The 25402-nt window shown below is 59.3% G+C and carries 24 protein-coding genes and 1 pseudogene; 16 read left to right on the top strand and 9 right to left on the bottom strand.

The features are described from left to right. Positions 1-2 precede the first annotated feature (2 nt). Positions 3-452 (top strand): CopG family transcriptional regulator, encoded by a 450-nt coding sequence (locus ACVIN2_RS14930; RefSeq protein ID WP_456766161.1) that lies wholly within the window; start codon positions 3-5, stop codon positions 450-452. A gap of 568 nt (positions 453-1020) precedes the next feature. Here ACVIN2_RS14930 and ACVIN2_RS14925 read toward each other — a convergent pair. After that, the gene (locus tag ACVIN2_RS14925) at positions 1021-2613 is read right to left on the bottom strand and encodes a phosphotransferase (protein WP_456766160.1); all 1593 of its coding nucleotides are present in this window, start codon (positions 2611-2613) and stop codon (positions 1021-1023) included. After that, positions 2610-4775, bottom strand: coding sequence for a hypothetical protein (locus ACVIN2_RS14920; RefSeq protein WP_456766159.1), 2166 nt, complete (start codon positions 4773-4775; stop codon positions 2610-2612). The genes ACVIN2_RS14925 and ACVIN2_RS14920 overlap by 4 nt, the downstream gene beginning before the upstream one ends. Positions 4776-5718: 943 nt before the next feature. Between ACVIN2_RS14920 and ACVIN2_RS14915 the strand changes: the two genes are divergently transcribed. Genes ACVIN2_RS14915 through ACVIN2_RS14895 form a run of 5 tightly spaced genes read left to right on the top strand, consistent with a single transcriptional unit; the run spans position 5719 to position 8958 of the window. Then, complete coding sequence (locus tag ACVIN2_RS14915; RefSeq protein WP_456766158.1) at positions 5719-6072, top strand: hypothetical protein; 354 nt, start codon at positions 5719-5721, stop codon at positions 6070-6072. Continuing rightward, complete coding sequence (locus ACVIN2_RS14910; RefSeq protein WP_370204376.1) at positions 6062-6457, top strand: helix-turn-helix domain-containing protein; 396 nt, start codon at positions 6062-6064, stop codon at positions 6455-6457. Before ACVIN2_RS14915 ends, ACVIN2_RS14910 begins: the two co-directional genes overlap by 11 nt. Further along, complete coding sequence (locus tag ACVIN2_RS14905) at positions 6447-7457, top strand: ImmA/IrrE family metallo-endopeptidase (RefSeq protein WP_456766157.1); 1011 nt, start codon at positions 6447-6449, stop codon at positions 7455-7457. Before ACVIN2_RS14910 ends, ACVIN2_RS14905 begins: the two co-directional genes overlap by 11 nt. 2 nt (positions 7458-7459) lie before the next feature. Further along, complete coding sequence (locus ACVIN2_RS14900) at positions 7460-8104, top strand: C1 family peptidase (protein WP_456766156.1); 645 nt, start codon at positions 7460-7462, stop codon at positions 8102-8104. A 2-nt stretch (positions 8105-8106) separates the two neighbouring features. Further along, complete coding sequence (locus ACVIN2_RS14895; protein ID WP_456766155.1) at positions 8107-8958, top strand: hypothetical protein; 852 nt, start codon at positions 8107-8109, stop codon at positions 8956-8958. Here ACVIN2_RS14895 and ACVIN2_RS14890 read toward each other — a convergent pair. Further along, positions 8915-10066, bottom strand: a complete 1152-nt coding sequence (locus ACVIN2_RS14890; protein ID WP_456766154.1) for a MazG nucleotide pyrophosphohydrolase domain-containing protein — start codon at positions 10064-10066, stop codon at positions 8915-8917. The two genes, ACVIN2_RS14895 and ACVIN2_RS14890, sit on opposite strands and share 44 nt — an antisense overlap. 123 nt (positions 10067-10189) lie before the next feature. On the opposite strand from ACVIN2_RS14890, the gene ACVIN2_RS14885 reads away from it, so the two are divergent. Both ACVIN2_RS14885 and ACVIN2_RS14880 read left to right on the top strand, forming a co-directional pair. Then, a complete protein-coding gene (locus ACVIN2_RS14885; protein ID WP_456766153.1) occupies positions 10190-11197 on the top strand; it encodes a nucleotide kinase domain-containing protein in 1008 nt (335 codons plus the stop codon). Positions 11198-11286: 89 nt separating this feature from the next. Continuing rightward, positions 11287-12828, top strand: a complete 1542-nt coding sequence (locus ACVIN2_RS14880) for a Swt1 family HEPN domain-containing protein (protein WP_456766152.1) — start codon at positions 11287-11289, stop codon at positions 12826-12828. Positions 12829-12875: 47 nt separating this feature from the next. Here the strand turns inward: ACVIN2_RS14880 and ACVIN2_RS14875 are convergent, their stop codons facing one another. Then, positions 12876-13589, bottom strand: a complete 714-nt coding sequence (locus tag ACVIN2_RS14875) for a tyrosine-type recombinase/integrase (RefSeq protein ID WP_456766151.1) — start codon at positions 13587-13589, stop codon at positions 12876-12878. A 44-nt stretch (positions 13590-13633) separates the two neighbouring features. On the opposite strand from ACVIN2_RS14875, the gene ACVIN2_RS14870 reads away from it, so the two are divergent. Together ACVIN2_RS14870 and ACVIN2_RS14865 are read left to right on the top strand one after the other, a co-directional pair. After that, on the top strand, positions 13634-13954 hold the full coding sequence (locus tag ACVIN2_RS14870; RefSeq protein ID WP_456766150.1) for a hypothetical protein: 321 nt from the start codon (positions 13634-13636) through the stop codon (positions 13952-13954). 138 nt (positions 13955-14092) lie between these two features. Further along, positions 14093-14638 carry a hypothetical protein gene (locus tag ACVIN2_RS14865; RefSeq protein WP_456766149.1) on the top strand — a complete coding sequence of 182 codons (546 nt, stop codon included), beginning with the start codon at positions 14093-14095 and terminating at the stop codon, positions 14636-14638. A gap of 172 nt (positions 14639-14810) precedes the next feature. Here ACVIN2_RS14865 and ACVIN2_RS14860 read toward each other — a convergent pair whose 3' ends face one another. The 5 genes from ACVIN2_RS14860 to ACVIN2_RS14840 all read right to left on the bottom strand — a co-directional run bounded on the left by ACVIN2_RS14860 (position 14811) and on the right by ACVIN2_RS14840 (position 20100). Then, on the bottom strand, positions 14811-15218 hold the full coding sequence (locus ACVIN2_RS14860; protein WP_456766148.1) for a hypothetical protein: 408 nt from the start codon (positions 15216-15218) through the stop codon (positions 14811-14813). 223 nt (positions 15219-15441) lie between these two features. After that, on the bottom strand, positions 15442-15900 hold the full coding sequence (locus ACVIN2_RS14855) for a Mov34/MPN/PAD-1 family protein (RefSeq protein WP_456766147.1): 459 nt from the start codon (positions 15898-15900) through the stop codon (positions 15442-15444). Next, positions 15897-17681 carry a ThiF family adenylyltransferase gene (locus tag ACVIN2_RS14850; RefSeq protein ID WP_456766146.1) on the bottom strand — a complete coding sequence of 595 codons (1785 nt, stop codon included), beginning with the start codon at positions 17679-17681 and terminating at the stop codon, positions 15897-15899. Before ACVIN2_RS14850 ends, ACVIN2_RS14855 begins: the two co-directional genes overlap by 4 nt. Then, a complete protein-coding gene (locus tag ACVIN2_RS14845) occupies positions 17674-18891 on the bottom strand; it encodes a nucleotidyltransferase domain-containing protein (protein WP_456766145.1) in 1218 nt (405 codons plus the stop codon). Before ACVIN2_RS14845 ends, ACVIN2_RS14850 begins: the two co-directional genes overlap by 8 nt. A 15-nt stretch (positions 18892-18906) precedes the next feature. Next, positions 18907-20100, bottom strand: coding sequence for an SAVED domain-containing protein (locus tag ACVIN2_RS14840; protein WP_456766144.1), 1194 nt, complete (start codon positions 20098-20100; stop codon positions 18907-18909). Positions 20101-21071: 971 nt separating this feature from the next. Between ACVIN2_RS14840 and ACVIN2_RS14835 the strand changes: the two are divergent. From ACVIN2_RS14835 to ACVIN2_RS14810, 6 genes and pseudogenes are all read left to right on the top strand, one after another. Next, positions 21072-21203: pseudogene (locus ACVIN2_RS14835) on the top strand (CopG family transcriptional regulator); the annotation flags it as partial. Positions 21204-21767: 564 nt separating this feature from the next. Continuing rightward, positions 21768-22253 (top strand): hypothetical protein, encoded by a 486-nt coding sequence (locus ACVIN2_RS14830; RefSeq protein WP_456766143.1) that lies wholly within the window; start codon positions 21768-21770, stop codon positions 22251-22253. Positions 22254-22326: 73 nt separating this feature from the next. Then, the gene (locus ACVIN2_RS14825) at positions 22327-23646 is read left to right on the top strand and encodes an MFS transporter (protein ID WP_456766142.1); all 1320 of its coding nucleotides are present in this window, start codon (positions 22327-22329) and stop codon (positions 23644-23646) included. Between the two features lie 245 nt (positions 23647-23891). After that, complete coding sequence (gene trbB / locus ACVIN2_RS14820) at positions 23892-24812, top strand: P-type conjugative transfer ATPase TrbB (protein ID WP_456769727.1); 921 nt, start codon at positions 23892-23894, stop codon at positions 24810-24812. Beyond that, the gene (locus tag ACVIN2_RS14815; RefSeq protein ID WP_456766141.1) at positions 24809-25135 is read left to right on the top strand and encodes a TrbC/VirB2 family protein; all 327 of its coding nucleotides are present in this window, start codon (positions 24809-24811) and stop codon (positions 25133-25135) included. The genes trbB and ACVIN2_RS14815 overlap by 4 nt, the downstream gene beginning before the upstream one ends. Next, positions 25135-25398 (top strand): VirB3 family type IV secretion system protein, encoded by a 264-nt coding sequence (locus ACVIN2_RS14810; protein ID WP_007600323.1) that lies wholly within the window; start codon positions 25135-25137, stop codon positions 25396-25398. The genes ACVIN2_RS14815 and ACVIN2_RS14810 overlap by 1 nt, the downstream gene beginning before the upstream one ends. Positions 25399-25402: the final 4 nt, after the last annotated feature.

The following is a 25402-nucleotide window of genomic DNA, read 5'->3' as shown; positions in this document are numbered from 1 at the left end:
CCATGAAAAAGGTCCAGCTGAGCATCTACCTCGATCCCGGCATCTTCGGCAGCCTCGAGGCTCTCGCAAAACGTCACGGCAAGCCCAAGTCTCTGGTCGCCGAGGCCGCGATCTCTTCATTCCTCTCGCCGGACGATTCCGACCGGCGGGAGGCGGCCATAGCCAAGCGGCTCGACCGCATCGTACGCATGCTGGAACGACTCGAACGGAATGACACCGTCACGCTGGAGACGATCGCATTGTTCGTCCGCTTCTGGCTGACGTCTACCCCCGCCTTGCCCGAGCAGTCGAGCCCAGCCGCGCGTGCCAAGGGCGGTGAGCGCTACGACCGCTTTGTCGAAGCTCTGGGGCGACGACTTTCTAGTGGATCGACGGTGCTTAAGGAAGTGAGCATGGAATCAAGCGATCCTGGGAGTACTACGCCAGTCACAGGCGATCCCGGCTCTCATTGATCGACCGACCATCCTTTCTTTTCCTACGCCGGAACACGAGCGCCGTCTCCTGTCGCTTGATACCGTTGCGCTGCTGCCTTTCCGTCGCCGTCAATTACTCGTCAATCCATGCGCAGCGTCGGTGTTGCGGGCCCAGACGGATCAGGACGGTGATGGCCCGATCCGCGTCGAACCAGCGCCATCCCGAATTTCTCTGTAAACGACGCCGTCGGCCTACTACGAGCATCCGCAATTTCAACGCCGGATATGGAAACCGTCGCCCACGGGCCTATCAGCTTCGCGGGCCAGTCCGACGACTGGTCGGTCGCACGCCGATCCCACTCCACCCTCAGCGCGATGCATGAGGCGGCTCTCGTCAATCGAGATCGCATGCTTGGCGTATTCGTCATCTGGTTACGACGATCGGCATATCGTCATGAATGATGGTGGCGTCCAAGGTCGAGCCTCCATCTCAATGGAGGCCTCGCTGGCGCGACGCCGCCAGCGGCTCTCGGGTTGACGAAAACGAGACGGCGCGCTCTTTTACGTCGCCTTTCCGGCGGCAACCATGTCGCGATAAACCTGCCCGCTATCCTTCCGCGCATCGCGCTGAAGCGAGCGCGGCAGCAGCGAGGACTTTCCTTTGGTCAGGACGCCAACCAGCAGAAACTCCGAGGAGCTTTAACGAGTGCAGTCCGACCGCGATGAAGTAATTTAAAGCCAGAGGTGTGCTGAACCGCGCAATTGCCGCCCTTCGCAATTCCCGGATCGGCTCGACATATTCCGGCGCCCCCGCAATGAGCTGATCGGGATCGTGGAACAATTTCATCTCTATCTCAACAAGATCGATGAGTTTGAAATCCGGAAATGCGGTCCTTCGAAATTCAAGCCGTATCGATGATTCAAGGGATACGAAGTCTTTGTAGCAGTGGTCGAGGCCAGCATACTCGAAATCGATCATCGCGAGATTGCGGCCCGAGCTGTCGATAAAGATGTTATTTGCGTTCAAGTCGCCGTGACCGAAGCATAATTCGATTTCACCGGCCCCCTTCTTTGCAAGTGTTCGGCGCAGCGATCCGCATTCGAACGTTCCAAAGCGGATTGCATCCGTTGATACAGTGCTAGACACACCCTCGTCGGCGCCAACCTCCGAAAGAACCGCGCGTAGACCGGCAAGCCTTCTGTCATCCTTTGATAGCTTGTACTCCTCTGAATTTGAGAAGTAGTCGTCTAGCCGCTGCGGCTTGGCCCTCTTCAGCGTGTACCACCCGGTTGTGTTCGATGAGAAAATCCGCTGAACTGCCGTTGTGACGGCAGCTGCATCGCCTTCCTTTAGTTTATCCGTTAAGGTGACAACTCCATCGGCCCGACCAAACGCGAACGCGTAGCAGGCTCCCGCCCATTCGCCGGCTTCCCCATAGCCGATCAGATCGACGCGCATATCGTGCGACAATTGCAGGCGCACGAACGAATTGTACCGTGTCGCCTCGTTAGACACATTCGCCTTCCGGCTGAACTTCAGGACGAACGGAATATTCTCGTAGCGTGTGGATCCGAAGAACTCCAAGCGGAACACGCTGGACCCTGAAAAGCCGCCAGTCAGTTTGTGGAGACGAACCTCGATGACCTCGTCGTCAAGTTCGTCGTTTAAGAAGCCAGCAATGCACTGTTCAATGATTGAAGTGAGCTCGGGCTCGACATTTGCAAACTCTGGGCGCACTGCGGGCGTCGTAAAACTTAGATTTCCAAATGGCAAACGCTGCACCCGCGACGCCAATGTCCTCCCGAGATAATTCTGATACTCGATATTTGAAAGATGTGTTTTCGTAACGAGCAAATCGGGATTTGGTATGCGCACCCCCAACTGATCAATGCTGAATGTTGCCTGGCTATAGAGCGCAAAAACCGTGTCGGTGTGGTGCGGCTTCACCCGGCTGATCTGCTCGATACCGAGATTATCCCTCGCCTTTCCGGGGCCGCCTCCAGGCACTTCGAAGACGTTGTCAAATATCGCGACATGGGGCCTTTTCTTCAGGAGAGGTCCGATCTCATCGAAATTTTCTTCGACCTGAATGTCGATCTCGACGCCTGCCGCTGCGAATGCCGCCTTCCAAACCGCAACGAAACGGCTTTTGCGATCGCGATCGTCCTCAACCAGGAGAACTCGAAAGTGACGCTTCATACTGCACCTTCGTTATCGTTTAGGGGAATGGAGAATGCCACGCCAAACAGTGAATTGCCTAATCCATCATCTATCATTGGGGCCGCAGACGCACTTCCGCCGACCATCCGGAGCTGAGCGGCCAACAAAAACAAACCGAAATGATACGTAGCGGATCGGCTATCCTTTATGGGTGAAACGCAGACCTGGGAAAGACGCGCAGTCTGTTGCAACGCGGCCTTCGGGCGGTACAGGATCTTCATCGTCGCGCTTTTCGAGGGCTCATCATAGTCGGTTTCAACACTGACGTCTTCGATCAGCAGGGGGGAATGGCCAGCATTCGAGCCCAAGGTATCGAGAATTTCCAAAACGAGCCCGTAAGATCGCGGCGATGCGTTATAGGCTCTTCCTTGTTGACTGACCTTTTCGCAAAGGGACCGCGTAAGAGGGGAGGCTGTCAGGCTTGGCACTGCGCTCACCATCGCCTCGGTCAGATTGTCGATATTTTCGACGTTTCGGAACCGGTTTTCGCTGTCTTGCACGATCGAGTACGATGACAGAAGCGAGCGGAGTTGGTCTGCGCGCTGCTCGTCGGTTTCCTGTATCTCTCGAATAATCGCTTCAATTCGATGACGGGCCGCATGCACGTAGGACATCCGCGATAACCACGAACGATCATTGGCCAGCTCGATCCTCCGGATCACCTCGCCGCACGTTATCGAGACGCGCTCGAAATATTGCCCTTCAGTAACTAGTCTTTTTGCACGCGACGACGCGAATTCGATCACAGCGCTCTTGGTGCTGCCTACCCAAATCGGCCTGGCGTGAGCGGCATCACTGAACTTGCCAATGTCGTTCGTGAGAAGCGGTTGTTCGGGCGTCTCGGCCGAATATTGATCGCGATGCTCCTGCCAGACAGGCTGGTCGGTGGCGTATGAACTTACGCATAACGACATAGCGTTCGACAAAGGGATGGCAACGTGGCGATAATTTGAGGGGAAGCCCACCGAAGCGATCTCAACGAACTCTTCGTTGAAGGGATCAAAGCGCCAGACCGCAATTTTTTCGGCCTGGCTCGCTGAGATGACTTCACGAAGGAACGATTCCAGAATGCTGCGAATTTCGCGTTCTAGGGCAGCGCGCGTCTCCACCGGCGAGGTCCCCAGCCGCTCTTCGGCATCCTGGGATGCCCTCATTACCTTGAATAGGGGGTCTTCACGTTCAGCGGATGCCTGCTCACGCAGGCTGGTGGATATGAGCTTCGTTGCATTATGGACCGCATCAAGGCTGAGCCGATCGCCACCTTTTATGAAGATCAGTACTGCTTGCCGCGCAACTTGAAACGCCGTGTCGCGACTTCCTCGGTCCAAGAACAAATGCTCTTCAGTCAGCGTGTTGATGCAATAATATATCTTTGGTCTGTTGATGTAACCGTAGTTTATCGACTTCCTTGCGATCGAACCGAAAAGGTCTTTCAAGAAGTCTTTGTTCTTGGATATATTTCTTAAAACCTTGGATGAGCCGCGGTCGATATCAATGATGTCTTCTATTTTTTGGACATCCTCGAATTTCAGAAACGGATTCTTCTGGAGCCCGAGGAGGATGTCTATCCCCAGTCGCCGTCGTATTTCGCCGAAGTGATGGTCGTAATCAATGATATCGCGCCCCGTCTTGCTGCTTACGAACTCGCGCACAAACCTTCTGGAAACGCTCTCGATGAAGTGCTCTCGGGAACCGCTGACGTGATAAAACACCAAAAAGGTGCGCCGAACTTGCTCCACAAAAAACCGACTGATGTCTGGATGCGGCACCCAGCGCACGACGGCGCTCTCGGTAAGAACCTCTTCGGTGTATTCCTCTGCGATCTCTGAATCTCGTTTTTGGAGGTCGGTTCTGTGACCAAACCTGTGAACTTCTCCATCGCAAATCTCGAACGCGAGATAGGGAAAAAGCAAATAGGGCGATTCGGCAGCATGAGGATCCGAGAAATGGCGACGCTGCCGCATATAGAAGAGTAGTTGACCGTGCTGAGGGATCGCACGCGCTATTTCTGCGATCACCTCGTCGACGATGTACATTTTGTTCGAACTAAGCAGTTCATCTTGGAGAAGCAGAATGGATTGGAGTCTATCTTCCACGTCAAACTCGCTAAAGTGTGCAACCATTACGCGAATATTGGCCAATTAAGGGGTTCCCGAGGCCGAGGTAAAGGCTAATCGTGACGGCAGTCACAGCTTTCCAGACTTTGAATTCTCGCAGCTATCGTCCGATGCCGGATTTCACCGCGTTATCCGAACGACTCCGGTGTCTGACGGCAACTGGCGCTCACCGTTAAAGTGTTAAAGTCGCGATTCGAAAGCACCGCGCCTATGCCGAATAGGAGCATCCCGCCGATCCAGATCAAGCTGCTGGCGGTCAGATAAGCGGACGTGCCGATACCTACCCGGCCGGTGAGACCAAATAGACTGCCCGGCATTGAACAGGAGGCCGACAATCCCCACAGCCAAAAGCGTGCAGATGGAAAGCCCTTCGCGATCGTATGATGGCTGCGCAGGCGCAACGTCCTTCAGCACGTTCGCAATATACTCAGCCAGGCCCTGTTTTGCCGGCATGGCAGCTTAAATATCATCACCACGAACAACGGCAGAGCCGGAGGATCGCCATGACGGTAGGGATTCGAACCTCCGCGACGCCATCGGCGGGACTATTCCGCGCGATTCAATGTGTCCTTCACGCTCTTGCAAACGCCTTCACGCACCTCTTCGATGATTGCGTTCACAACCTCGTCCGTGGCGCGCTCTAAGAAGTCCGCGTCCTTGTCCGTCTTCATCTTGAGGGCGACGTCAAGTCATGGGGCTGTTTCCTCGACAATGTCCCGCCTAAGCCTGCCTGTCCTGTCCTTCGCGAACCTGACGCCATCGGTAACCCATCGCGATCTTCCTAAGATGTCCCCTCAGGTGACATTTTGGCGTTATATGTCAATCCTATGGCATCTTTGACAGATTATGGCTGGTTCGAAGCCGGAACCGTTCGACCAGCTTTTTCCTCGACTTTAGCTATTGTCGGAAAATCGGACATACGGTATATTTACGTCTGATATTCGGACCAGCTAGAACGGAGGCTGTCATGGTCACGGCGGTTTCGAGCGCTCAGGTCGCTGCATTTCCAGGGGCGCAAGTCGAGGCCTGCATCAGAGATGCGCTCGCCGATCAGGCCGCTGATCAAGCCATCCTGAGACCACATCACCCGACGACTGCCCCCGGTATCGTTCCGGGCGCGTCATGGGAGCCAGAAGTCGACTCGCTGGTCGCGGTCGAAATCATCTGTGCAGTTGAGGAAATCCTAGGCCTCAAGCTGCCGGCAACATTCTCCCCACGCGGGGGCTATGACACCGCCGAAGCTTGCGTCAACGACCTTATGACCCAGGCGCAAGCGGCTTGGGAGCAGTCGACAAAGGAGGTTCAAAATCATGGCCAATGATCGCGTAGGCTTTTCGCAGCCGCAGCCAGAGCCGGATCGGCAAGCCCTTGGAGAGCGCCTCAAGGAAGCGCGTGAGTACATGGGTCTCAAGCAGGAGGACGTCGCGAAGGTACTCGGCATTCCACGTAGCGCGTTGTCCAATATCGAAGCCGGCGTGCGCAAGGTCGATGCCATCGAGCTTGCTCGTTTGGCGAAGCTGTATCAGCGGCCCGTAGCGTGGTTTACCGGGGAAGATCCCGAGGCGACTTCTGAGGTCGCCAAGGAGGTTGCTCATGTCGCGCGCGCAGCGGCGACTCTTTCCCAGCAAGACCGCCAGGAGCTCGCTCGTTTCGCCGATTTCCTGAAGTCTCGCGCGAAGGCCAAGGCTACACCCGATGGTCGATAACCGTGCCGCAATTCTGACAGGCGCGAAGGCGGCTCACACCCTCCATCGCGACCTTGGCATTCGCGAACAGATCGAGCGGGGCACTACGAGCCGCATCGATGTCTTTTCCGCCATCGCAAAGCTCGGAGCGACGCTGATGTTTCAGCCACTCGACAAGCTTCTCGGGGCCTATCTGCCCGCCGAAGAACTCGGCGTGCTGATTACGACCAAGCGGCCACTGCCGGTGCAGAGATTCACTGGTGCGCATGAACTTGGCCATCTCTACATGCGTCACGAGCCGAGTCTTGATGACGACAATATTCTCAGGCGCTCGCCTTTCGCGACAACCGGGACCGCAAACCGCCAGGAGCGGGAAGCTGATGCTTTCGCCTCGATGTTTCTGACACCGGCCTGGCTTGTCGCACTTGTCCTGCAGCGACAGCATTGGTCAGCCCACCAACTTGCTGACCCCGCCTTCCTGTATCAGGCTTCGCTTCGCCTTGGCACCAGTTATCGTGCGACCTGCTTTGCGCTTGAGCGGCACAAGGTTATTACTCGCGGGCAGCGCGAGCAATTGATCGATATCGAGCCGAAATCGATCAAACGACAATTGCTCGGCAACTATGAGCCGCCGGATTGGCGCGCTGATGTTTGGCTTCTCACCGAACACGACGAAGGCTCCTTCATCGAAGGTGGCCGCAATGATCTCTTCGTCGTCAAGTTGCGGGAGAACAGTGGCGCCGGTTATCTCTGGAATTTCGATCAGTTGCGTGACGCGGGATTCGCGCTGGTCGATGATGATCGCGAGGATGCCTCTCCAAACGCGATCGGAGGCGCTTTGACGCGCAAAGTCACGGCGCGGTCCGAAGATCGCGTGCAAGGCGAAGTCACTCTTCGCGAGTCTCGGCCCTGGGCAGCTGATGTCGCTCTCCACCAGCTCCACCTTCGTTACGATCTCCGCGGTCCGGAGAGCCCCGGGATGTGGGAGCCAGAACTCAGGCGGGTGCTGCAGGCTGCATAAACATGATCAAGACCATCGTCGACCTGCGCGGCAGCTTTGGTGCGGCGCGGGACCAGAATCCTCGTCCCACATGTCTGGCCTTCGCAGCGAGCGATACACACGCGGCGCTGCGACCGGGGTGGACTCCGCTGTCGGCAGAATGGGCCTACTACCACGCTGTGAAACGTGATGGCGGTCTCCCGCAGGATGGTTCGACGCTGGCATCGATGCTTGCAACGATCAAGCATGACGGCCAGCCGGCGGAATCGGAGTGGCCCTACATTCAAACTGCAGCCATCAACATCTCGTCTTGGCTTCCAACAGCCAGCCCATCGGCGCTTTTCTTCCGAGACCATGCCGCTTGTGGAACGACGCTTACGGATGTTGTCGATCAGCTTGATTCCGGCGTGCCGGTCCTCATTACGATGACCCTGTCGGACGCCTTTTATATGCCTGATGCAGGTGTCGTTGATCGCGTCGAGGCAATTGACTCCACACGGCGGCACGCCGTCGTTGCCGTGGGATATGGCGAGCGCGCCGGCAAGATGGTCAGCTTGGTCCGCAACTCCTGGGGCGAGGGCTGGGGACTCGAAGGCTATGCCTGGCTCGCAGAGAATTATTTGGCGCCCCGGTTGACTGAAGTGGTTATTCTGACGAAGGAGCTTTGACCATGTATACGCCCATTCCCCCGCAACCGACCAATCCCCAAGCCTGGCTCGCTGCCGCCGCTGCGGTTCAAGATGCGGGGGGAGAGGCATACAATGTCGTTATCGACATAGAGAATCCAATCGCTGTGTCTTCTACCGACCACGCCATCCTGACCACAGTCGATCGATTTCTGCGTGATCACCACGCGAATACCATCTCGGGAGTGGCCAACACAATTTTTCCTCAAGGACTGCTCGATCGCCATGGGGCCGATGGCCTTTATGCTGCCTACGACAAAGTCCTGCCACGCATGAAGCAGATGACGCGGGATTGGGGCCGCTATTTCGAGCGCATGACTTCGTGGAAAAAGGTCAAAGGACAGAACATCAGCGTCATTAATCCGCTGGACGATCTGATCCAATTCATGAAAGCCCAGATCGAATCGGAGCGTACCTATCGCAACACCTACGAAATGACGATTTATGACCCGACGCGAGACGCCGGCAAGGTCTCCAACCGGCAGTGCCTGAGCTTCATGAGTTTCAAGCTTACCGATGACAAGACGTTGATGCTCACGGTGATGTATCGCAACCACGCCTACATCGCGCGAGGCCTTGGCAATTTCGTCGGCCTCGGGCGGCTGCAGGCCTTCGTCGCAGCGCAAGCGGGAGCACGTCTTGGCTCGTTAACCTGCGTTTCGACCCATGCCGAGATCGACGCCGGCAAGAAAACCCAGAATTGCGTCGTACACGGCTGGAGCATTGGTGAGGCGAACGATCTCATTCGGCAGTGTCGAGCCTTGCCCGTTGCGGCGTCCTCGCCTGCGCTCTCTAGCCTTCCGGCCAACGCTCAAACCGAACTTCCCGCTCGATGAGATCTGCCGTGACAATTCCGCGTCGGTGGACCTGAAGCTCGCGAAAGACGGCATATCCCTGCAAGATAGCGCGATCCCACATCCATAGCGGCAGATGGTGCGCTTCGTAGCCCTGAACAAAATTCTTGACCGCTTTCAGCAGGTCAAGGCCAAGACGTGGCGTGTGGGCGAAGAACTGGTGCCGCTTCGCGGTCTCAAAAATCCAGGTCGACAGACCTTCCTCGATCAGGTTTGCGCGGGCCCCGTCCTCATTTTCGTCGATCGCCGGTAGGCTCTTTCGCTTGATCTTCAGTAAGGCCCGCGTCGTGGGGGACCAGCCAAGGACCGCAGCAAAGGCCAGGTGAAAGACGTCATGAAAGCGGTAGTCGTCTTCCGGAAGATGGTTGTCGGTCAGGCGATCTCCCAACAAGAACCCACCTGATTTCTGAAAGACGAACTTCTTGCCGTTGACCTCACGCTCGTAAACCTCAACACGCAGGAGGCGAGGGAGCTGCTCGTCGACATGCAGTCCCTCATCGAACAGTGGGGGAAATATCGGCCGTGTCGGCCAGCTTTCCTGCGTTTTGGCGATGTTCTTTGCCCCCGCTTCGTCAAGCGATACCTCAGCTGACGATGCCGCCTGGCCCAGCGGGCGGACAAATTTGATCAGATCGCCGCGAAGGGCATCAACATTGTCCGTGTAGGCGCCTCCTACATACCGCTTGGCGAGATCACCGCTCTCACCCGCAAGCTCGAGCAATGCTTTTTCGAACGCACCCTCGTCAATGCCGCGTGACCCGCGGGGTGCCAGTGCACCCAATGTCAAGGTGCCTTGGCTGGCAGCATCGCCGATCGCGCGCGACAAGATGTCTTCAAGTCCCGTTCCTCCACGACGGCCGACGGCAGAGACATACCACAGAACATCGCCCAACTCCTCGACGACGGCGTCGTGGTACCCAAGAAAACCGTCCGTGTCGCGACGCTTCTTCTTCAGTGCGCTGACGAGACTGCCGACTTCCCCGACGAGACCGAGCAGGGCGGTTTCCAACCTGGGCTCAAGCTGGTCAGTTGCAATCGCATTTCGTTCGAACTCGGACACCGAAATCTGCCGATCCATGCCTTTTGTCATCGATTCTCCTCTTCGCTGTCCAACGATCGTGACTGCCCATTCCCGACAGTATATCGTTTCGACGATTCTCTACCCGGTCGGACACGGACATCGTGGCCGAGAAACTCAGTGACAGGGCGTCGGATGACTCCAACCATTGTCTTCGACACCTATTGGCGCTTTGCCGCCGAGCGGCTTGCGATGTATTACCGTCGCCTCGCTGATCCTATTGGCCCCTCTACCGCTGATCCGATTCTGTCAGGCTTTCGGTTCACCAACACCTATCGGGCATCCGATCGGGTCAGCCAGTATTTGATATCAGAAGTTCAGGCTGGGACTGACCGTTCCCAAGAGCCGCGCGAAGTCTTCTTTCGAACCATTTTGTTCAAGATATTCAACCGAATCGAAACATGGGAAGCTCTGGAACAGCGCCTCGGCCCGATCACCTGGGCAAATCTAGATGCGGCTGCGCTCGATCGCGAGCTTGAGAACTTGCGCAGACAAGGGAACAGCATCTATTCGGCGGCCTACATCATGCCATCGCCGTCATTCGGTCGCGAGCGCAAGCACAGCAACCACATCGCACTTCTGCTCCAGATGATGAAGGATCGGCTTCCAGACCGAATCAGGCAAGCCCCCTCGTTGCGGACGGTCTACGAGCTTGCTTTGAGTTATCCGGGAATCGGCCCTTTCCTCGCGTTCCAATATACGATTGACCTGAACTACTCGTCGCTCCTCGATTTCAACGAGGCCGACATGGTCGTCGCCGGGCCAGGGGCGCTCGACGGCATTTCAAAATGCTTCTCGAATACCGGCCGGGCAACGCCAGAAGAGGTTATCCATTGGATGACCGATCGCCAGGAAAGCGAATTCGCCAGACTTGGATTGCGTTTTGATGGTCTCTATGGCCGCCCCCTGCAACCGATCGACTGTCAGAATGTCTTTTGTGAGATTTCAAAATATGCCCGGGTAGCACATCCCGATATCGCTGGCATAGCCAAGCGAACACGCATCAAACAAATTTACCGTCCCAATCACCGGCCATTGCCGGTTCCCCAATTTCCATCGCGCTGGGGATTGCAAGTTCCGTCCGAGCAGGCTGGACCGCGAAAGATCTCGTATCCCGAGCCTGTACAACCGTCGTTTTTCTAGTGGCGCGATGGGAAATCGACCGATCCCGCGCTATATTGTAGTGGCGCGGCGAACGACCGCTGTTTTCACTGGCAAACGGCGAGTCGACGATGTCAGATCCTACCGACCCTCCCGAAGATCCCGCGGCGGCTCTGCTCCGCGAGTTCCAGAATTCTCCCTCGCAGAAATGGATGAGCGAGCTGGCTAACTCGCCGAGCGCACAGTTAGCCCGCGAAATGGCGAATTCCCCCGCCGCCAAGCTGCTGCAGGAATATGCTACGTCCCCTGCGGCCAAGCTTGCGCGCGACCTGGCCGAATCTCCGGCTGCGGCGATCCTCCGAGACGTGGAATCAACCGCTAAGCTGGCTCGCGGGATCGGGTTGCCTTCGAGCGCGGAGCTGACTGCGATGGCGTCTACAGCAAAGACGCTCGCCGGGATCACAATTGATCCAGGTGTTGCCAACGTGCTTGCCGGGGTTAGGCAGCTTCATATCGAATCGCCATTCGCAGATGCAATCGCAAAGATCACGCCGATCGCAATTCCGCCGGCGTTTGCCGCCGCCATCAGTGAAGCCCGAAGGGTATTTTCCGACTTTGGGAATGCCCACGGTGGCTTCGCGAACGCGATGAAAGCGATCGAGGAACAAAAATCGCTCGTAGCATCGCTCGCCGGGACTGTTGGCGACATCGCCCGCATGAGCCAGTGGGCGAGCACTCTCGGCAGAATCGAAGTCGCTGATATCAGCAAGCTCTATCCCGCACTTCCAAACCTTACGGCCGAAGTCACTCGCCTGCATGAGTCAATTGGATCGATCGGCGTGGACCAACAGAACTTGAGCGCCGTGCTCGGACTGGATCAGAGCGTGAGCGCCGGCCTTGCATCGACCCGGTTCAAGATGTCTGCGTTTGCGGGCGTCACAGATATGATCGGCCCGCAAACATCTGCCTGGCGCGAGGCATATCAGTCTCTGTTCGGCGAATGGCGCACGCGCCCCGATCTACCCGAAAATTTTTGGCGAGATGCTCGAGTCCGTCGGCGTATGTACGATGCCGCTAGCGTTGATTCGGGGCTGGCTCGTGCGGATCTCGCGGTCGCGGTCGAAGTCATAGTCGAAAGCGGTCTTGCCAGCGGCGTCCGCTCTGACACGGACACGGTTGCGGTCATTGGGTTCGGTGATGTCTCAATGACAATCCGCTCGCGCGGTACCCGACACGACGCGTACAGGGTGCTCGAACGCTTCGAGGAAGAGCTAAGAGCTTACATTACCCGCAAATTGTCAGAGAAGTGCGGTCCTGACTGGTTCAAACTACGCGTCGACGGCAACGTCGCTAGCGATGCCAAGCGCATCCGCAGACAGGCTCTCGAGCGCGGGGAGGCCTCGATGCCACTGATCAATTATACCGAACTCGGTCATCTGTCATCCATCATCCAGGGCCGCAGAAATTGGGATGAGGTTTTCGGCGACACCTTCACAAATTCGACCGCGCTTGATCACGACATGCAGAAGCTCGTCGCCGCCCGGCGACCGACCATGCACATCCGCCCGATTGACGGTCTTCGACTCGTTGAACTGATTTGTGTGGTCCAGCGTCTTTCTCGCCAGATGGAAGATGATGGTGCCTGGAAGGTTGCTGCCGAAGCAGAAGACTAGCGCCGGGTAACCCTTTCGAATTGCCCGCGGTCCCGCGTTGGCGATGCTCATTCGCCAACGCTGGCCGAAACCGGCGCTGACACTTCAGCTTTTGCGCACGCCACGAGTGGCAGCCACTTCCAATTGGCGAATTTATCGTCAGTCTGACGCAGGTGACTATATCGCTTCAGGCTGCTCCAACTCCGGTGACCTGACACGCTTGCGGGTTGAGGTATTGTTTTGCCCATTTCAAACAGGCGCGAAATCCCGTCGTGCCTCAAATCGTGGAGGTGCAAATCATCAATGCCTAGGAATTTGCACGCACGCGTGAACGCAGCACCAATTGCGTCGACGGAGTAGGGGAATATTTCTTTCGCGACGCGTGGCATACTTTCGATAACTGCAGTCGCTTCAGGCGGCAGATCAGAGAATACGTCATTCCCCTGCTTGTCGCCTGGATGCTTCATGTCGCGAATAAGAACACGAGCATCTGGATGTATGGGTGGCGCTGCCGCTTGAAGATCCGTCCATGCTATCCGCGCGATCTCTTCCTGCCGGCGCGTACTGAAGATACGAACGCAATAATCTGCTGCATCGGGGCGGACCGAGGCCGATGAATTTTGGTCTTGCCGAAATGATGCATGAGGAGGTCCAGTTCCGCCAAAGTTGGTCGACGATCGCGCTCCTTGCTTTTCGAAGTAAGGCCGAGGTTTCCAGTCACTACCAGTGTTGCCGCCAATCGACTGCGGTGCAATTGGAGAGCGTGGAAATATCTCGTGCACAACTTAAGAATCTCGTCAATGTAGGCGGTGACATCTGATGTAGGGTGAACATGGCCGTGCAACTAATCTCCGAGAAGAAGGGCTGGCATTGGCTGATCACATGGGACAATCCGGATCCTGCTGACTCATCGTCGATGATCGCTGCCTTATCCGGCCTGGGCCGGGTGCAAACGGTTTATGCGAAGACAACTATGGTGCTTGCACCTCGCAAGGGATCGACGTGGCAGAAAATTCGGGCCGCGATCGAAGGCAATCTTAGTTCGTCCAAGCCCTATTTCGGAAAAGCCATCTACGCCAACTTGAGAAGTGGCCGATGCTTTGAATGCGTTATGGTACGGAAGAAACGTTGGAAGCGTGTAAAATAATCCCCGCCCAGCCGAAGCCAGGATGTCTTCAACGATTGGCGCCAGTATCGGGCGTGAATGAGGGAGCATCACCTGAAGTTTTTAGCTTCGCAGAGTTCGTTCTTCGCGAACGAAATTGAATGAGATGAAGAACAACCGATGAATGATCTTGCCCGTCTTATCTTTGACTTCACTATCGTGAGGAGGGCGTTTATTTTCTACTACGCCTGGGCCATCCATGTCAGCCCGAAAGACCACCTAGACCAGATCCGTCGTGACGGATTGATCGCGAATAGGGATGCCCCGATCCCGGACGAACTTCGCAGGTTGGTGCCGGAACCGAAGGTCCTGTGTCTACATCCGCTTGGTGCGGCCGCCTGTCCAGGGCCTGTGTGCAATACAATCGAGCCCCGATCTGAGGTAGAGATGGTCACGTTCGCAGTCCACAAGCACGACATCCCTCAACGCCTACACCTCGATTGGTCGAATGCCTGGCAACAGCAACAAAGCCTAATTTGGCGAGATGCTCAGTTGCCGGCCGAAGAGATCGTGAGACGCGTCCTGTTCGAAATCGGCTCGTTCGTTTCCTACGATAACATCACGTCGGATAAGCTGCGCGTTTTCTGCAAGAACAGTCAACCGACTAACCCCCTCAGTTGGCCAGCGCGTTCGCACTGTGCCGATCCCGTGACGTACCTCAAATAGGGGTCTTCCAGATGCCCCAAAATGCCTCGGCGCTTATCTTCTGCTCCTTCCACTCGAACTCCATGCTCGTTTGATCACAACGTAGGACGCAGGCCAATTTGATAGAGTAGGCGTGCCGTCTCCTCCGAGAAGTCGAACAACTCTGGAATGAGGGGTTTTGGTATATTGGGGTTCAAGAACGACAGATGCGCTCCTTATTTCGAAGGTGCATGATTTTTTTGACGCGGGGGTTTCTGTTCCACACCTCCCAAATGAGCCGCCAATCTTTGACCTGCTCTGGTCGCACGCCGCTCGGCACAAGCTCATTGACCAGCGCCTCGTCTTTAAGGATATCGAACGCGGTCGCCGCTGAATAGTCGCCCTTTCTGGGTGTGCCAAGGTGGCGACAGACGACGAGATGCAGCCGAGTGAAAAGGGCGCCTTGTACGGTGATTGCGGTGGGAGCTGCCCCGCGCCGATTGATCTCCGGAAAGATTTCCTTCTGGTTGCCTGCTCGCAGCACGTCGATGATCCGAACAAGCTCATGCGCGTCGTAGCCAGCTTGTTTTGCCGCAATGACAGCGATCTCGACAGGTTTCATATCTGCACCAAACAGCTCCCCAGGAGCGCCGGCCGAAGGTCATGGCTAAATCGGTCTCGGTATGTTGAACAGCATCGGCGTGACGATGTCGCGCTGCTTGTCCTCAGCCTGCGCGGGCGCAAACTCTAGCATGGATTGCAGCGGCGTGTGGTAAAGCCTTAGGGGTGGACAGGAATGGTGTGTGGCAGGGAAGACGCCCCCCCGTGAAGCGGCGCTGGCCAGGTCACAGAGGATGAACGTGAGTAGCGTCGCAGACGGAGACAAAAAGACCCCGGGAAGTAGGCGCGCGCCCGACGATCACCATTACAAATCCGTTCAGAGCATGCTGCGAGCGCCGCACGCAATCAGAAATATTTCGAACATCGACAAGCGAAGGGGATGGGAAGTCCTCAGGATGCGTGTGCCAGCATCCGACGAAGTGTAGGCCACGGCCAAACATCTCGTCGATCTCGCGCTGCTCGGCCCGCTCGTCGGGCCAATAGGAGTAGCGGCCTCCGCGGTCGGTTCTGCGCGGTCCGGTAATAGCGCAGACGTCGATCGCCGGAAGCGCCAGACGCGAGAACAGTAGACCTCCGGCTTCTCGATGCCAGATGCGCGTCTGCCGGTGCCGGTGGAAGTGGGAGAGGACCGCGTCGTCGAACGTCAACCGCTGTCCCGAGTGGCCGATGTCGTAAGAAATCACGCCGCGAGAATCCTCGCGCTCCGGCCCCAGCGTCGTTCGACGATCGTGGCGCCGTCGAGCGCGTTCGGCGCCACGGCGCGCAGTTCGTCGCTCCACGTGCCTCCTGCCGCTTCGACGTCCGTACGCCTGGCGAGCCAGATACGGTGCGTGCCGGATCGTATCCGGCCGAGCAGGGCGTCGAGCGCAGCCTGCGCGACCATAGAGGTGACGAAGCCCAGCTCGACCGGACCGTAGGGATCGAACGCCGCACCGCATGCCGGTTCGTACCGGCGCGGATCTTGCGCCCACCGCGCGGCGACGAGATCCGGAGTGCCGTAGGCGTCGAGACCGACGCGAAGGCTGTCGCCGGGGGCGGAGATAGCGATTGCATGTCCGGCAGCAGCGTACGGCTCGGTCCAGCCGTAGACGATAGGCATGCGGCGACCGTGGACGGCATGCCAGTCGTCGAGCAGGGACTCGGCGGGCCAGTCGCCCAGCGCCGACACGATCAGGTCCACTCCGGCCAGAAGATCGTCGTCGCGCAGCAGCAGTTCCTGTACCTCGGCGAGATGGTGGACGACCTCGACGTGAGGAAGGGCGGCCCGGATCTGGCTCGCGAGGGCAGGAGCCTTCGGATCGTCGATGGACTCCACGCCCAGGGTATGCCTGCCAACATTGGCGCTTTTTAGCAGCTGCTTGTCGACGAGGATCAGCTTTCCGACGCCGGACCGGGCGAGCGCATGAGCGACCGGTGCGCCGACCGATCCGCAGCCGAGCAAGGCGACGACGGAGCTCCGCAGCCGGGGCACGCGCGCGTCCCGGTCGCGGCCGTGGATCCAGGTCGGGTCGACCCGCTCGATCGAGTGACGGTCGCACCGCTCGCCGCCGAAGAAGCGGTTTCGGGCGACATGCTCCGGCACGATCGAGGGACGGAATCCTGCGGTCAGCGGGTCACGCCCTCTGACGACAGCGGGACGTTTCACGATCACGGTCGCGAGGGCCGGTCCGGAGTCCGCGAGAACGCCGAACGACACGAACGTACGCGGGGGCGCCTCACGCAGGAGTTCGTCGAGCAGTTCGGCTACCCCGTTGCGCTCGGCCAGCGCGTAGGCGTCGCCGGCCGAAGATGGATACTCCGCAGGCGTCGGCACCCGATCAAGCCATACGAAGGCGCCGGCCCGCGCCTTGATCTTGGAGGCGGCCACTTTCGGCGCCGCGTTCCGAAGCCAGGCGCAGAGTTGCTCGTCGCTCTCGGCGATGATGGTCTGGTTCACGCCCTCCCAGATCCGAACGCTGCGCGAGGGCGGGCCCGGATCGAGCAACGACAGCACGGTGCCGCCGCCGCCGCGTTGCGCGTGATTCCAGTAGGTCAGGAATTCGGTTCGGAAATCTCTGTCGAGCTTGCCGGCGATCGCGTCTTCCACCATGGCGAACGCCTCCTTCAGCAGCGCAGCGACGCCGTCGTAGGGCTCGTCAACCGACATCGTGGTCGTGTTGGGAAAGAGGCAGAGTACGCCGTCCTTCTCGACGTGAGGCCAGGTCAGGAAACGCGGCCTGTCGACGAGGGCGACGCGGGCCGGCACGAACGGGAACCCGGCGGTGACGATCACGTCGAGCCGGCGGAGGCCGCCCGGAAAATCGGCGGCGAAGCGCCAGCCCTTCACGGCGCCGCGTCCCGGATAGGCCGCCAGTTCTCTCCGGTCCAGCTTACGCGGATGTAAGTCGAGCTCTTCCCATCGGGCTTCGACCGCGGCGACGGCCGCGTCGAAACGCGCGATGAGAGGATGACTCGCGTCAGGCATTCCTGCGGTCTCCCTCGATGCGGGGCGGGGCGCGCCGCGCCTCGGCTTCGTCGCGGACAAGGCCGGACGTGAGCACCGCGGGGGCGCCCAGACGGGCGGCTGAGCGCTTCTTCACCCGGTCGGCGACGCCGCGACCCACCGACTTGGCGAGGGTCTCGGTGATGAGTTGCTTGTTCGAGAGCTCGGCCGCGTAGGAGAAATCGTGCCGGGCCCGCTCGAGCCATTCGAAGAAGGCCGCCGCCCGCTCCGGATGTTTACGCCACTTGTCGGCGAAGTTTTCGCTGGGGTCGCTCGGATTGGCGACCACGAAGTGGCCGTCGAGGGTCCGGCCGATGAACCGCTGCATGCCGGTGAGGATTGAGAACAGCGCATCCGAGATCTTCTCCTCGCCGTTGTAGGCGTGCGCGGCGAGCGTGGTGAGGATGATCGAGATCGGCCGCTCGTCGGACCGGGTTACGAACATGGTGTCGCGGTGGCGCTTGAGGATCATGATGGTAGACTGCAACGGCGTGCGCACCGCGTAGACCGGGATCGGCTCGGTGCCGGCGCGGATGCCTTTGCGGATCAGTTCGCGCTTCCGCAGCTCGAAGATGACCTCCATTCGACCCACGAACCATTTGAGGTATCCACGCGGATTTGATCGCGGCCAGTCCGCGGAGAGAATCCGGTAGGCGTGATGGTCGATGTCCGTGATCGCGATCGCGGTGTCGGCGAAGCGCTCGTCCATTCCCTGCGACTTGAGCAGCACGCGCTGTTCGGCGCCGTTCAACAGGCTCGGCGTCACGTCCATGTGGAATTGTGCCCCGTCGGCGTAGTCGAGACGCCAGCATCGCCGATGTTCGGCGACGGGGTTATTCATGTTGTGCTCTCGGGCGTAGGCTGCCATCTCGAACCCGAGCATGCGCTTGAGGTTCTGCTGCGTCGTCTCGGACTTGGTCAGCTTCCGGAATTCGCAAACGGCATCGACGTCGTAATCCTCGGCATCGCTAACAGGCGGGACGACCGTGCCGAGACCAAACGACCCCTGGACATGCACTTGCGGGTCAAACTGGCGGATGGCCGAGTTGGGCCTGTTCAGAAAATCGCCCAGCGACTTGTAGCTGCCAGCCGCCTTTTCGTAGGTGCTTTCGGGGATGGCGAGGGAGTCGGCCAGGTCTTCCAGCGTCTCTTCGGCCTGGGGCGTGACGGTCGGTTTGGCGAGGATGTTCATGAGGTCTCCTTGCTGTCAGCGGGCGTGTTCGAGCCGGAGGGCGAGGGCGAAGCCGCCCAGCTTCCAGTTCTGGTCGTGGATGGTGAGCGACGGATGAGCCTTCGGCTGCCATGACCGGCCTGCCTCGACCGCGATCGAGACCGGGACGGCGGGGAAGATGTTCAAGGCGACGTTCTCGCCGTGCGCGAGTTTGATATCGTCCAGGGTCTTGCGGAAGAGCTTGGCGAAGGCGGCGACGTCTTCGGGGCGGCGTACGATGTCGTTGTGCGCGCTGGCGGCCGCGATCGACCAGATCGAGGCGTCCGCCCCGAGGACGTTCGTGATGCGCTCGTCCGCTACGGGGGCGCTGATCTCAAGCTTCAGCGCGACAGGGCCGTCGGTCCGCGCCGGCCGAAGAGCTTCGTAGTGGACCGGCGCCGACGTGGTGTCCCACTTCCAGCCCTTCGGATCGCGCAGCAGCTGCCGGACGTCAGCGGTCGCGATGTCGCTGATCAGTCGACCGAGTTCGAACAGCAGCGGAATCGGCGCCAGGCCGAATACGGCGAGGCGCTTGATCTCCTGGCGCTCCATGCGGCCTCGGACCTTCTCGTTGAAGACGGTCCGCAGGTTCTTTACGTGCGTGGGCCAGAAGTCGGGGTCGTCGTCGCGGAGTTCCAGGTTGACGAGGTCTAGGTCGATCCAGCCGTCGTCGAGCGGGTAGCGGTCCGGGATCATCGACCACTTGACCGCGCCTTTTTCGACGGGCGACTCATTCGCACCGATCTTGGCAGCGTAGCGGATGACGTGGCTGCCGAGGTCTTCGTCGATGCCGGTTACGGTCCGGATGCGCGCTTCGTGGCGGCGTTTCATCGCGACGAGAACTTCCTCCGGATGTTCAGCGACCATCTCGCGGTCGAACACGCGATGGTGGATGTCGCAGACCAGCATCAGGTTGTCCGGGTCGTGCGCCAGCAGGGGCGACCGCACCTTGTCGCTTCGCGGACCATCGGGCGAATCCGCCACGATGTGGCCGATGTAGGCAGAATTCGCGTTCGCGGCGCCGGAGATCTGGTCTCCGACGAGCAGCTTGTTGCAGCCCGCGTACTGACAGCGACCTGCGGCGCGGCCCCACACGATGTTCTGAATCTTGAGCGGAATAGCCTTGCGTTTCGCCAAGCGGACCGCCCGCATAGGCTTGTTGGTACGGACCTCTCCGACCGCGACCGTCATCACGCGCTCCATGATGCCGTGCGGACGAAAGCGCGGTCGCGACGCGATCGGCGAAAAGGCTTGCCTCTACGGACAGAATCAAGCTTGTTTCGGCGGACCGAAAGGCAGCGCGAATTCAGGTCAGACACGGGCGCGATGGCACTGTGACCTAAAGATGCGGCGTCAAACCGCGCGCGTACGAGCTTTCGCGAAATCGCCATTGTGCCCCGTAGCTGGCTACCGTTTCCCCAATAGCCCTCAAGGTACCCCTGCACATAGGGGTGGGGTTCCGTGCTTCAAGATGTTGGTGGTCGAAATTTCTCTACCACAATCTATTGACACTGAGAATCGAGATGGCCAAAGCTGACGCGGGCTACCGTCGTTTCCGTCCGAGACCCTTTGGCTCCTTACGAAGCCAATGATCAAAGGCGAAACTAGGCGGTTGGGAACAGGGAGGTCGGCGACGATTGTGGACGCCTCGATCCCCTAACTGGTTGGCCCGACCGCCCTACGCATCGTACATTTTCAAGGCGACTTAACCCGTCTCAATGCCCGTGCCGACTTTGATGCAGCGGCATTGCCACAGCGATGTCGCAGAAAGAACTTCGCGAGTTCGTAATCTCAGATCGCCCATCCTGTGGCGGCGCCACGAACGCGACGTGGGTTCTTCGGCGAAACGTTCATCGAGACCTGGTCGCCCCGGCCGTGGAAAGCCTGGATCAGGCCAGCCCGTAGCGTGCCTTGGGCTCTGAAAACCCCGTCTGACTCAGTTTCCAAAGCTGGACTCAAAATAGGACTCATCTGACTCAAAATGGATCGAACGCCACAACATGGGCCATCGGTCATCGATGACTTAATTCGCATAAGGTTCCTCATGCGAAGGCTGAACGCGGTGTGACCTCGTACGTCCTGAAAGATACTTGTGGGCAGGAAAAGCACCTATTGTCTTGGGATGCCATCGCAAGCTGCTGAAATCACAGCAAATGCGACCGCCCTCCGAGCGCGCCAAGGGCGCGGAACGTTACGATCGCTTTGTTGAGGCGCTCGGACGGCGGCTTGCAACCGGATCCACCGTCCTGAAAGAGGTGAGCATCGACATGCACGCCTCTGAGAAGCCCGAGTAATCAGTACGCGCGCCCCAATGCGCCCTGGCAGCTCCTGACGATGGGTGCGGCGCTGAATCAGATAAGCCGACTGCAGGTCGGCAGCATGCCACGAAGCAACAAGCGATGGGCGCGTCACTCAAGGCGCCCGGGCCCGCTCCAGCCCGTTAGCTGCCCGCGAATGACACAGGCTTGCAAATCCCGCTCTTCTTGAGACCGCCTTGTCTTTCTTTGGCTACGCCAGACTACGACGCAGATGTCGGTGCAGTTGAAGTGACGTTCGGATTGGCCCTTGTGTCAAGTCCATCATCGCTGGGGGCGATTCAGCCGTTTCGATTCCGAAATCGACGCCGCGCGTGCCGCGGTGCGCGGGCAGGTCGCGGCCGCAAATTGGGAGTGAACGAGCAGTGCAAGTCGATGGAGAGCTTGGAGGCCAGCCCAGCTCGATTGTGAATCAAGCCGACAGCGATGCGCAGCCGAGCCCAAACGAGGGAGCGCGAACCAAGAAGGTTACCGTTCAGCTCTCCGAGAGCATGTTTCAGCGGCTTGAAGTTGCGACCGAAACGCCCGGGGCTCGGCAAGAGCATGGTCGTCGAGACGGCGCTTGAACGATTCCTGAATTCTGCACCGCCCATCGAGGGGCGCGTACATGAGGCTCTGGACCGGATAAGTGGCCAGATGGCCAGGCTCGAGCACGAGATCGCGATCATCGCCGAGACCGTAGCCCTGCATGCGCGCTATCACCTCACCGTGACGCCGCCCATACCGCCATCTGGGCAGCGGGAGGCGTGCCTGCTCGGGCAGCAGCGTTTTAAGGTATTGGCGGAGCAGGTCGAACGGCGGGTACGGCTCGGTCAGCCATTGATCCAGGAGACGATCGATCGGCTGGGCAGGCGCGGTCGACCTGCCGGTGAAGCTCTTGGCGGCGCGTCACAGCGCGCGGTAAAAGAACAGCCGAGAAAGGAAGGTCTGTCCGCAGTCGCGGCGGATGGAAACTCCGAGCCGAGCGCTGCCGCCGCGGAGGGCGGCAGCGCTCCAAACTTTCGAAACCTGCCCAACTCCTTTTGTTAGGCCGGCCGCCAGAAGCGTGCGGAAGGAGCTTGGGTCGCAAATATTGCCGGTGGCACGAGTTGAGCCCGTTCCTGTGTGGCGGCTGATCGCGTGCGTGTTTCTTCCCTTCGCGGCCGGGTACTACCTTTCATACCTGTTCCGGACCATCAATACACTCATTGCTGGCCGCCTCGCCTCTGATCTCGGGCTTGGCGCTGCCGATATCGGGCTGCTCACGTCAATCTATTTTCTAGTCGTTATGGCGGCCCAGATTCCGATCGGCATGTTACTTGATCGCCTTGGGCCGCGCCGGGTCCAGAGCGTACTCTTGGCTGTTGCTGCAGGGGGTGCCGCGCTCTTTGGGCTATCGACGGGATTCCTGTCGCTTCTTTTTGCTCGCGCGATTGTCGGACTTGGGAGTGCAGCAGCCCTGATGTCCGGGCTGAAAATCATCGTCCTCTGGTTTCCAAGAGAACGAATGGCCCTCATCAATGGCTATATGATCATGCTGGGCTCATTGGGGGCCGTTACCGCAACGGCTCCTGCCGAGGTGCTGCTGGACTGGATCGGATGGCGGGGTCTATTCGGCGTGCTGGCCGCCGCAAGCGCGCTTGCTGCCATTTTGATCTATCTCGTGGTTCCCGAACGAACCACTGGGCCGCAGGGTAGCAGGACGCCCGCCACTCTGAAAACCGTCTACTCGGATGCGCGGTTCTGGAGAATGGCGCCCTTATCGGCGACCTGCATCGGATCCGCTTGGGCACTGCAATCCTTATGGGCGGCGCCCTGGCTTTCCGATGTGGAGCGGCTGGATCGAACGAGACTCGTCAACGAATTGTTCGTGATGGCAGTCGCTCTGAGTCTCGGCGCTCTGGTCTTGGGCGTCCTTGCCAACTGGGTGCGCCGCCGGGCTAAGAAGAGCGAGGCTCTGTTTGGCTTGGTCGCGGCGATGTTGATTGTGGCGGAGCTTGTGCTGATCCTGCATCCGCCCTGGCCATCCCTCCTGCCGTGGTGCGTGCTGTCGATGGCCGGATCAGCCACTGCGCTGACCTACGCCATCATAGCGGATTATTTCCCGACCGAGCTGGTTGCGCGCGCCAATGGCGGTCTGAATGTCCTGCAGTTTGGCTGGGCTTTCGTCGTGCAGTACGGGACAGGCCTGATTCTGGAGCAATGGCCTCTAGAAGGGGGGCATTATCCTTTAATGGCCTATCAGACCGCGTTCGGTGTGAACGTTTTGCTGCAACTGGCAGCGCTGGTCTGGTTCGCCGCCGTCCCGTGGCTCGAACGCCGGAAACGGAAGGCTGGCGCTTCGGTCACACGTCAACCGGCGGGAGGCTGGAATTCGGTTGAGGCCGTTATTCCACCAGTCGAGCTCGCCATCCTGGAGGCGGATGATCATGCGGAGTGGTGAAGCCCGCCTGTCGCCGGGCTGATGTCCGGGGTCATGATGTTCGGCGCGTCAGAAGCGATCGTCCCTAATCTTTCTTCCTCTACGCCAGACTACGATTGACCCGGTCCCATTGTTGCTGTCGCGCAGGTTCTGCTTTTTCTAGTTGTCCTCATGTGAGGCGGCTAGACGCTAGCTGTCTCACTCAACTGGGGGCAGTCGTGGCGATCCATTCATTTCATTCGGAAGCCGAGTTGCGCGGAGCGCGCATGCTCCGCACGGCGCTGGGCTCGGCTATCGCAGGTTTTCTGGAAGATCCGTCGATCGTTGAGGTGATGCTGAACCCCGATGGCCGGCTGTGGATCGATCGGCTCTCGAGCGGCCTTATCGATACCGGCGCGAGTGTGTCGGCTGCCGACGGCGAGCGAATTGTCCGGCTGGTCGCGCACTATGTGGGCGCTGAGGTTCATGCCGGCTCGCCCCGAATCTCGGCTGAGCTGCCGGAGACCGGGGAACGCTTCGAAGGCCTGCTGCCGCCGGTGGTTGCAGCGCCCGCCTTCGCGATCCGCAAACCCGCGGTCGCCGTGTTTGGGCTGGACGACTATGTCGCTGCCGGCATCCTGAACTTGGAGCAGGCGAACGCGCTGCGTGACGCGGTCGCCACTCGCAAGAACATCCTGGTCGCGGGCGGCACATCGACGGGCAAGACGACGCTCACGAACGCGCTTCTGGCGGAAGTGGCCAAAGGTTCGGATCGCGTCGTTCTCATCGAAGATACGCGGGAGCTTCAGTGCACGGCGCCGAACCTCGTGGCATTGCGCACCAAGGACGGCGTTGTCTCGCTGTCTGATCTGGTGCGCTCGTCGCTTCGCCTGCGCCCTGATCGTATCCCGATTGGCGAGGTGCGCGGAGCCGAGGCGCTCGATCTGCTCAAAGCCTGGGGGACTGGACATCCCGGCGGTGTCGGCACGATTCACGCCGGCACCGCGCTTGGCGCGCTCCGCCGGCTCGAGCAGCTCATCCAGGAGGCCGTCGTCACGGTTCCGCGCGCGCTGATCGCCGAGACCATCAACGTCATCGCCGTGCTCTCTGGCCGTGGTGCCGAACGACGTTTGAGCGAACTCGCTTCTGTCACCGGGCTTGCTTCATCAGGCGACTACACCCTTTCGAAAATCGGAGATCAGTCATGAACGTACGATCATCTTTCGGGCGAGGTTTCACGTCAGTTGCGGCATTCGCTTGTCTGTATCTGGCCAGCGTGCCTGCCTGGGCCGCCGGCTCGAACATGCCCTGGGAGCAGCCCCTCAACCAGATCCTGCAATCTGTCGAAGGACCCGTGGCCAAGATCATCGCGGTCATCATCATCATCGTGACAGGTCTCTCGCTCGCATTCGGCGACACGTCGGGCGGCTTCCGGCGGCTGATCCAGATCGTGTTTGGTCTGTCGATCGCATTTGCCGCCTCGAGCTTCTTCCTGTCGTTCTTCTCGTTCGGCGGCGGGGTGGTGATCTGATGGATGAGCCAGTCCCGGGCTTTGTCGCCCCTGTCCACCGTGCGCTGACCGAGCCGATCCTGATGGGCGGGGCACCGCGATCGGTTGCCATTCTCAACGGCACATTGGCCGCAGCACTCGGCCTTGGTCTGCGCTTGTGGCTGGCCGGCCTTCTGCTGGCGTTCATCGGCCACATGGCCGCGGTCTGGGCCGCAAAACGCGATCCGGAATTCGTCGAAGTCGTGCGCCGGCACGTTCGTGTTCCCGGTCACCTCAGCGCTTGAGAAT

The sequence above is a fragment of the Bradyrhizobium sp. USDA 3650 genome (assembly GCF_054057395.1).
The sequence above is the reverse complement of the archived record's forward strand: the minus strand, read 5'-3'. Positions and strand labels throughout refer to the sequence as shown.

Coding starts and splice junctions, on each gene's coding strand:
- ACVIN2_RS14915 (WP_456766158.1), top strand. CDS start 5,719: ATGGTCACGGCGGTTTCGAGCGCTCAGGTCGCTGCATTTCCAGGGGCG.
- ACVIN2_RS14905 (WP_456766157.1), top strand. CDS start 6,447: ATGGTCGATAACCGTGCCGCAATTCTGACAGGCGCGAAGGCGGCTCAC.
- ACVIN2_RS14815 (WP_456766141.1), top strand. CDS start 24,809: ATGAACGTACGATCATCTTTCGGGCGAGGTTTCACGTCAGTTGCGGCA.
- ACVIN2_RS14890 (WP_456766154.1), bottom strand. CDS start 10,066: ATGACAAAAGGCATGGATCGGCAGATTTCGGTGTCCGAGTTCGAACGA.
- ACVIN2_RS14840 (WP_456766144.1), bottom strand. CDS start 20,100: ATGACGGTCGCGGTCGGAGAGGTCCGTACCAACAAGCCTATGCGGGCG.
- ACVIN2_RS14910 (WP_370204376.1), top strand. CDS start 6,062: ATGGCCAATGATCGCGTAGGCTTTTCGCAGCCGCAGCCAGAGCCGGAT.
- ACVIN2_RS14930 (WP_456766161.1), top strand. CDS start 3: ATGAAAAAGGTCCAGCTGAGCATCTACCTCGATCCCGGCATCTTCGGC.
- ACVIN2_RS14850 (WP_456766146.1), bottom strand. CDS start 17,681: ATGCCTGACGCGAGTCATCCTCTCATCGCGCGTTTCGACGCGGCCGTC.
- ACVIN2_RS14880 (WP_456766152.1), top strand. CDS start 11,287: ATGTCAGATCCTACCGACCCTCCCGAAGATCCCGCGGCGGCTCTGCTC.
- ACVIN2_RS14895 (WP_456766155.1), top strand. CDS start 8,107: ATGTATACGCCCATTCCCCCGCAACCGACCAATCCCCAAGCCTGGCTC.
- ACVIN2_RS14865 (WP_456766149.1), top strand. CDS start 14,093: ATGAATGATCTTGCCCGTCTTATCTTTGACTTCACTATCGTGAGGAGG.
- ACVIN2_RS14830 (WP_456766143.1), top strand. CDS start 21,768: ATGGTCGTCGAGACGGCGCTTGAACGATTCCTGAATTCTGCACCGCCC.
- ACVIN2_RS14810 (WP_007600323.1), top strand. CDS start 25,135: ATGGATGAGCCAGTCCCGGGCTTTGTCGCCCCTGTCCACCGTGCGCTG.
- trbB (WP_456769727.1), top strand. CDS start 23,892: ATGCTCCGCACGGCGCTGGGCTCGGCTATCGCAGGTTTTCTGGAAGAT.
- ACVIN2_RS14860 (WP_456766148.1), bottom strand. CDS start 15,218: ATGAAACCTGTCGAGATCGCTGTCATTGCGGCAAAACAAGCTGGCTAC.
- ACVIN2_RS14845 (WP_456766145.1), bottom strand. CDS start 18,891: ATGAACATCCTCGCCAAACCGACCGTCACGCCCCAGGCCGAAGAGACG.
- ACVIN2_RS14885 (WP_456766153.1), top strand. CDS start 10,190: ATGACTCCAACCATTGTCTTCGACACCTATTGGCGCTTTGCCGCCGAG.
- ACVIN2_RS14925 (WP_456766160.1), bottom strand. CDS start 2,613: ATGAAGCGTCACTTTCGAGTTCTCCTGGTTGAGGACGATCGCGATCGC.
- ACVIN2_RS14900 (WP_456766156.1), top strand. CDS start 7,460: ATGATCAAGACCATCGTCGACCTGCGCGGCAGCTTTGGTGCGGCGCGG.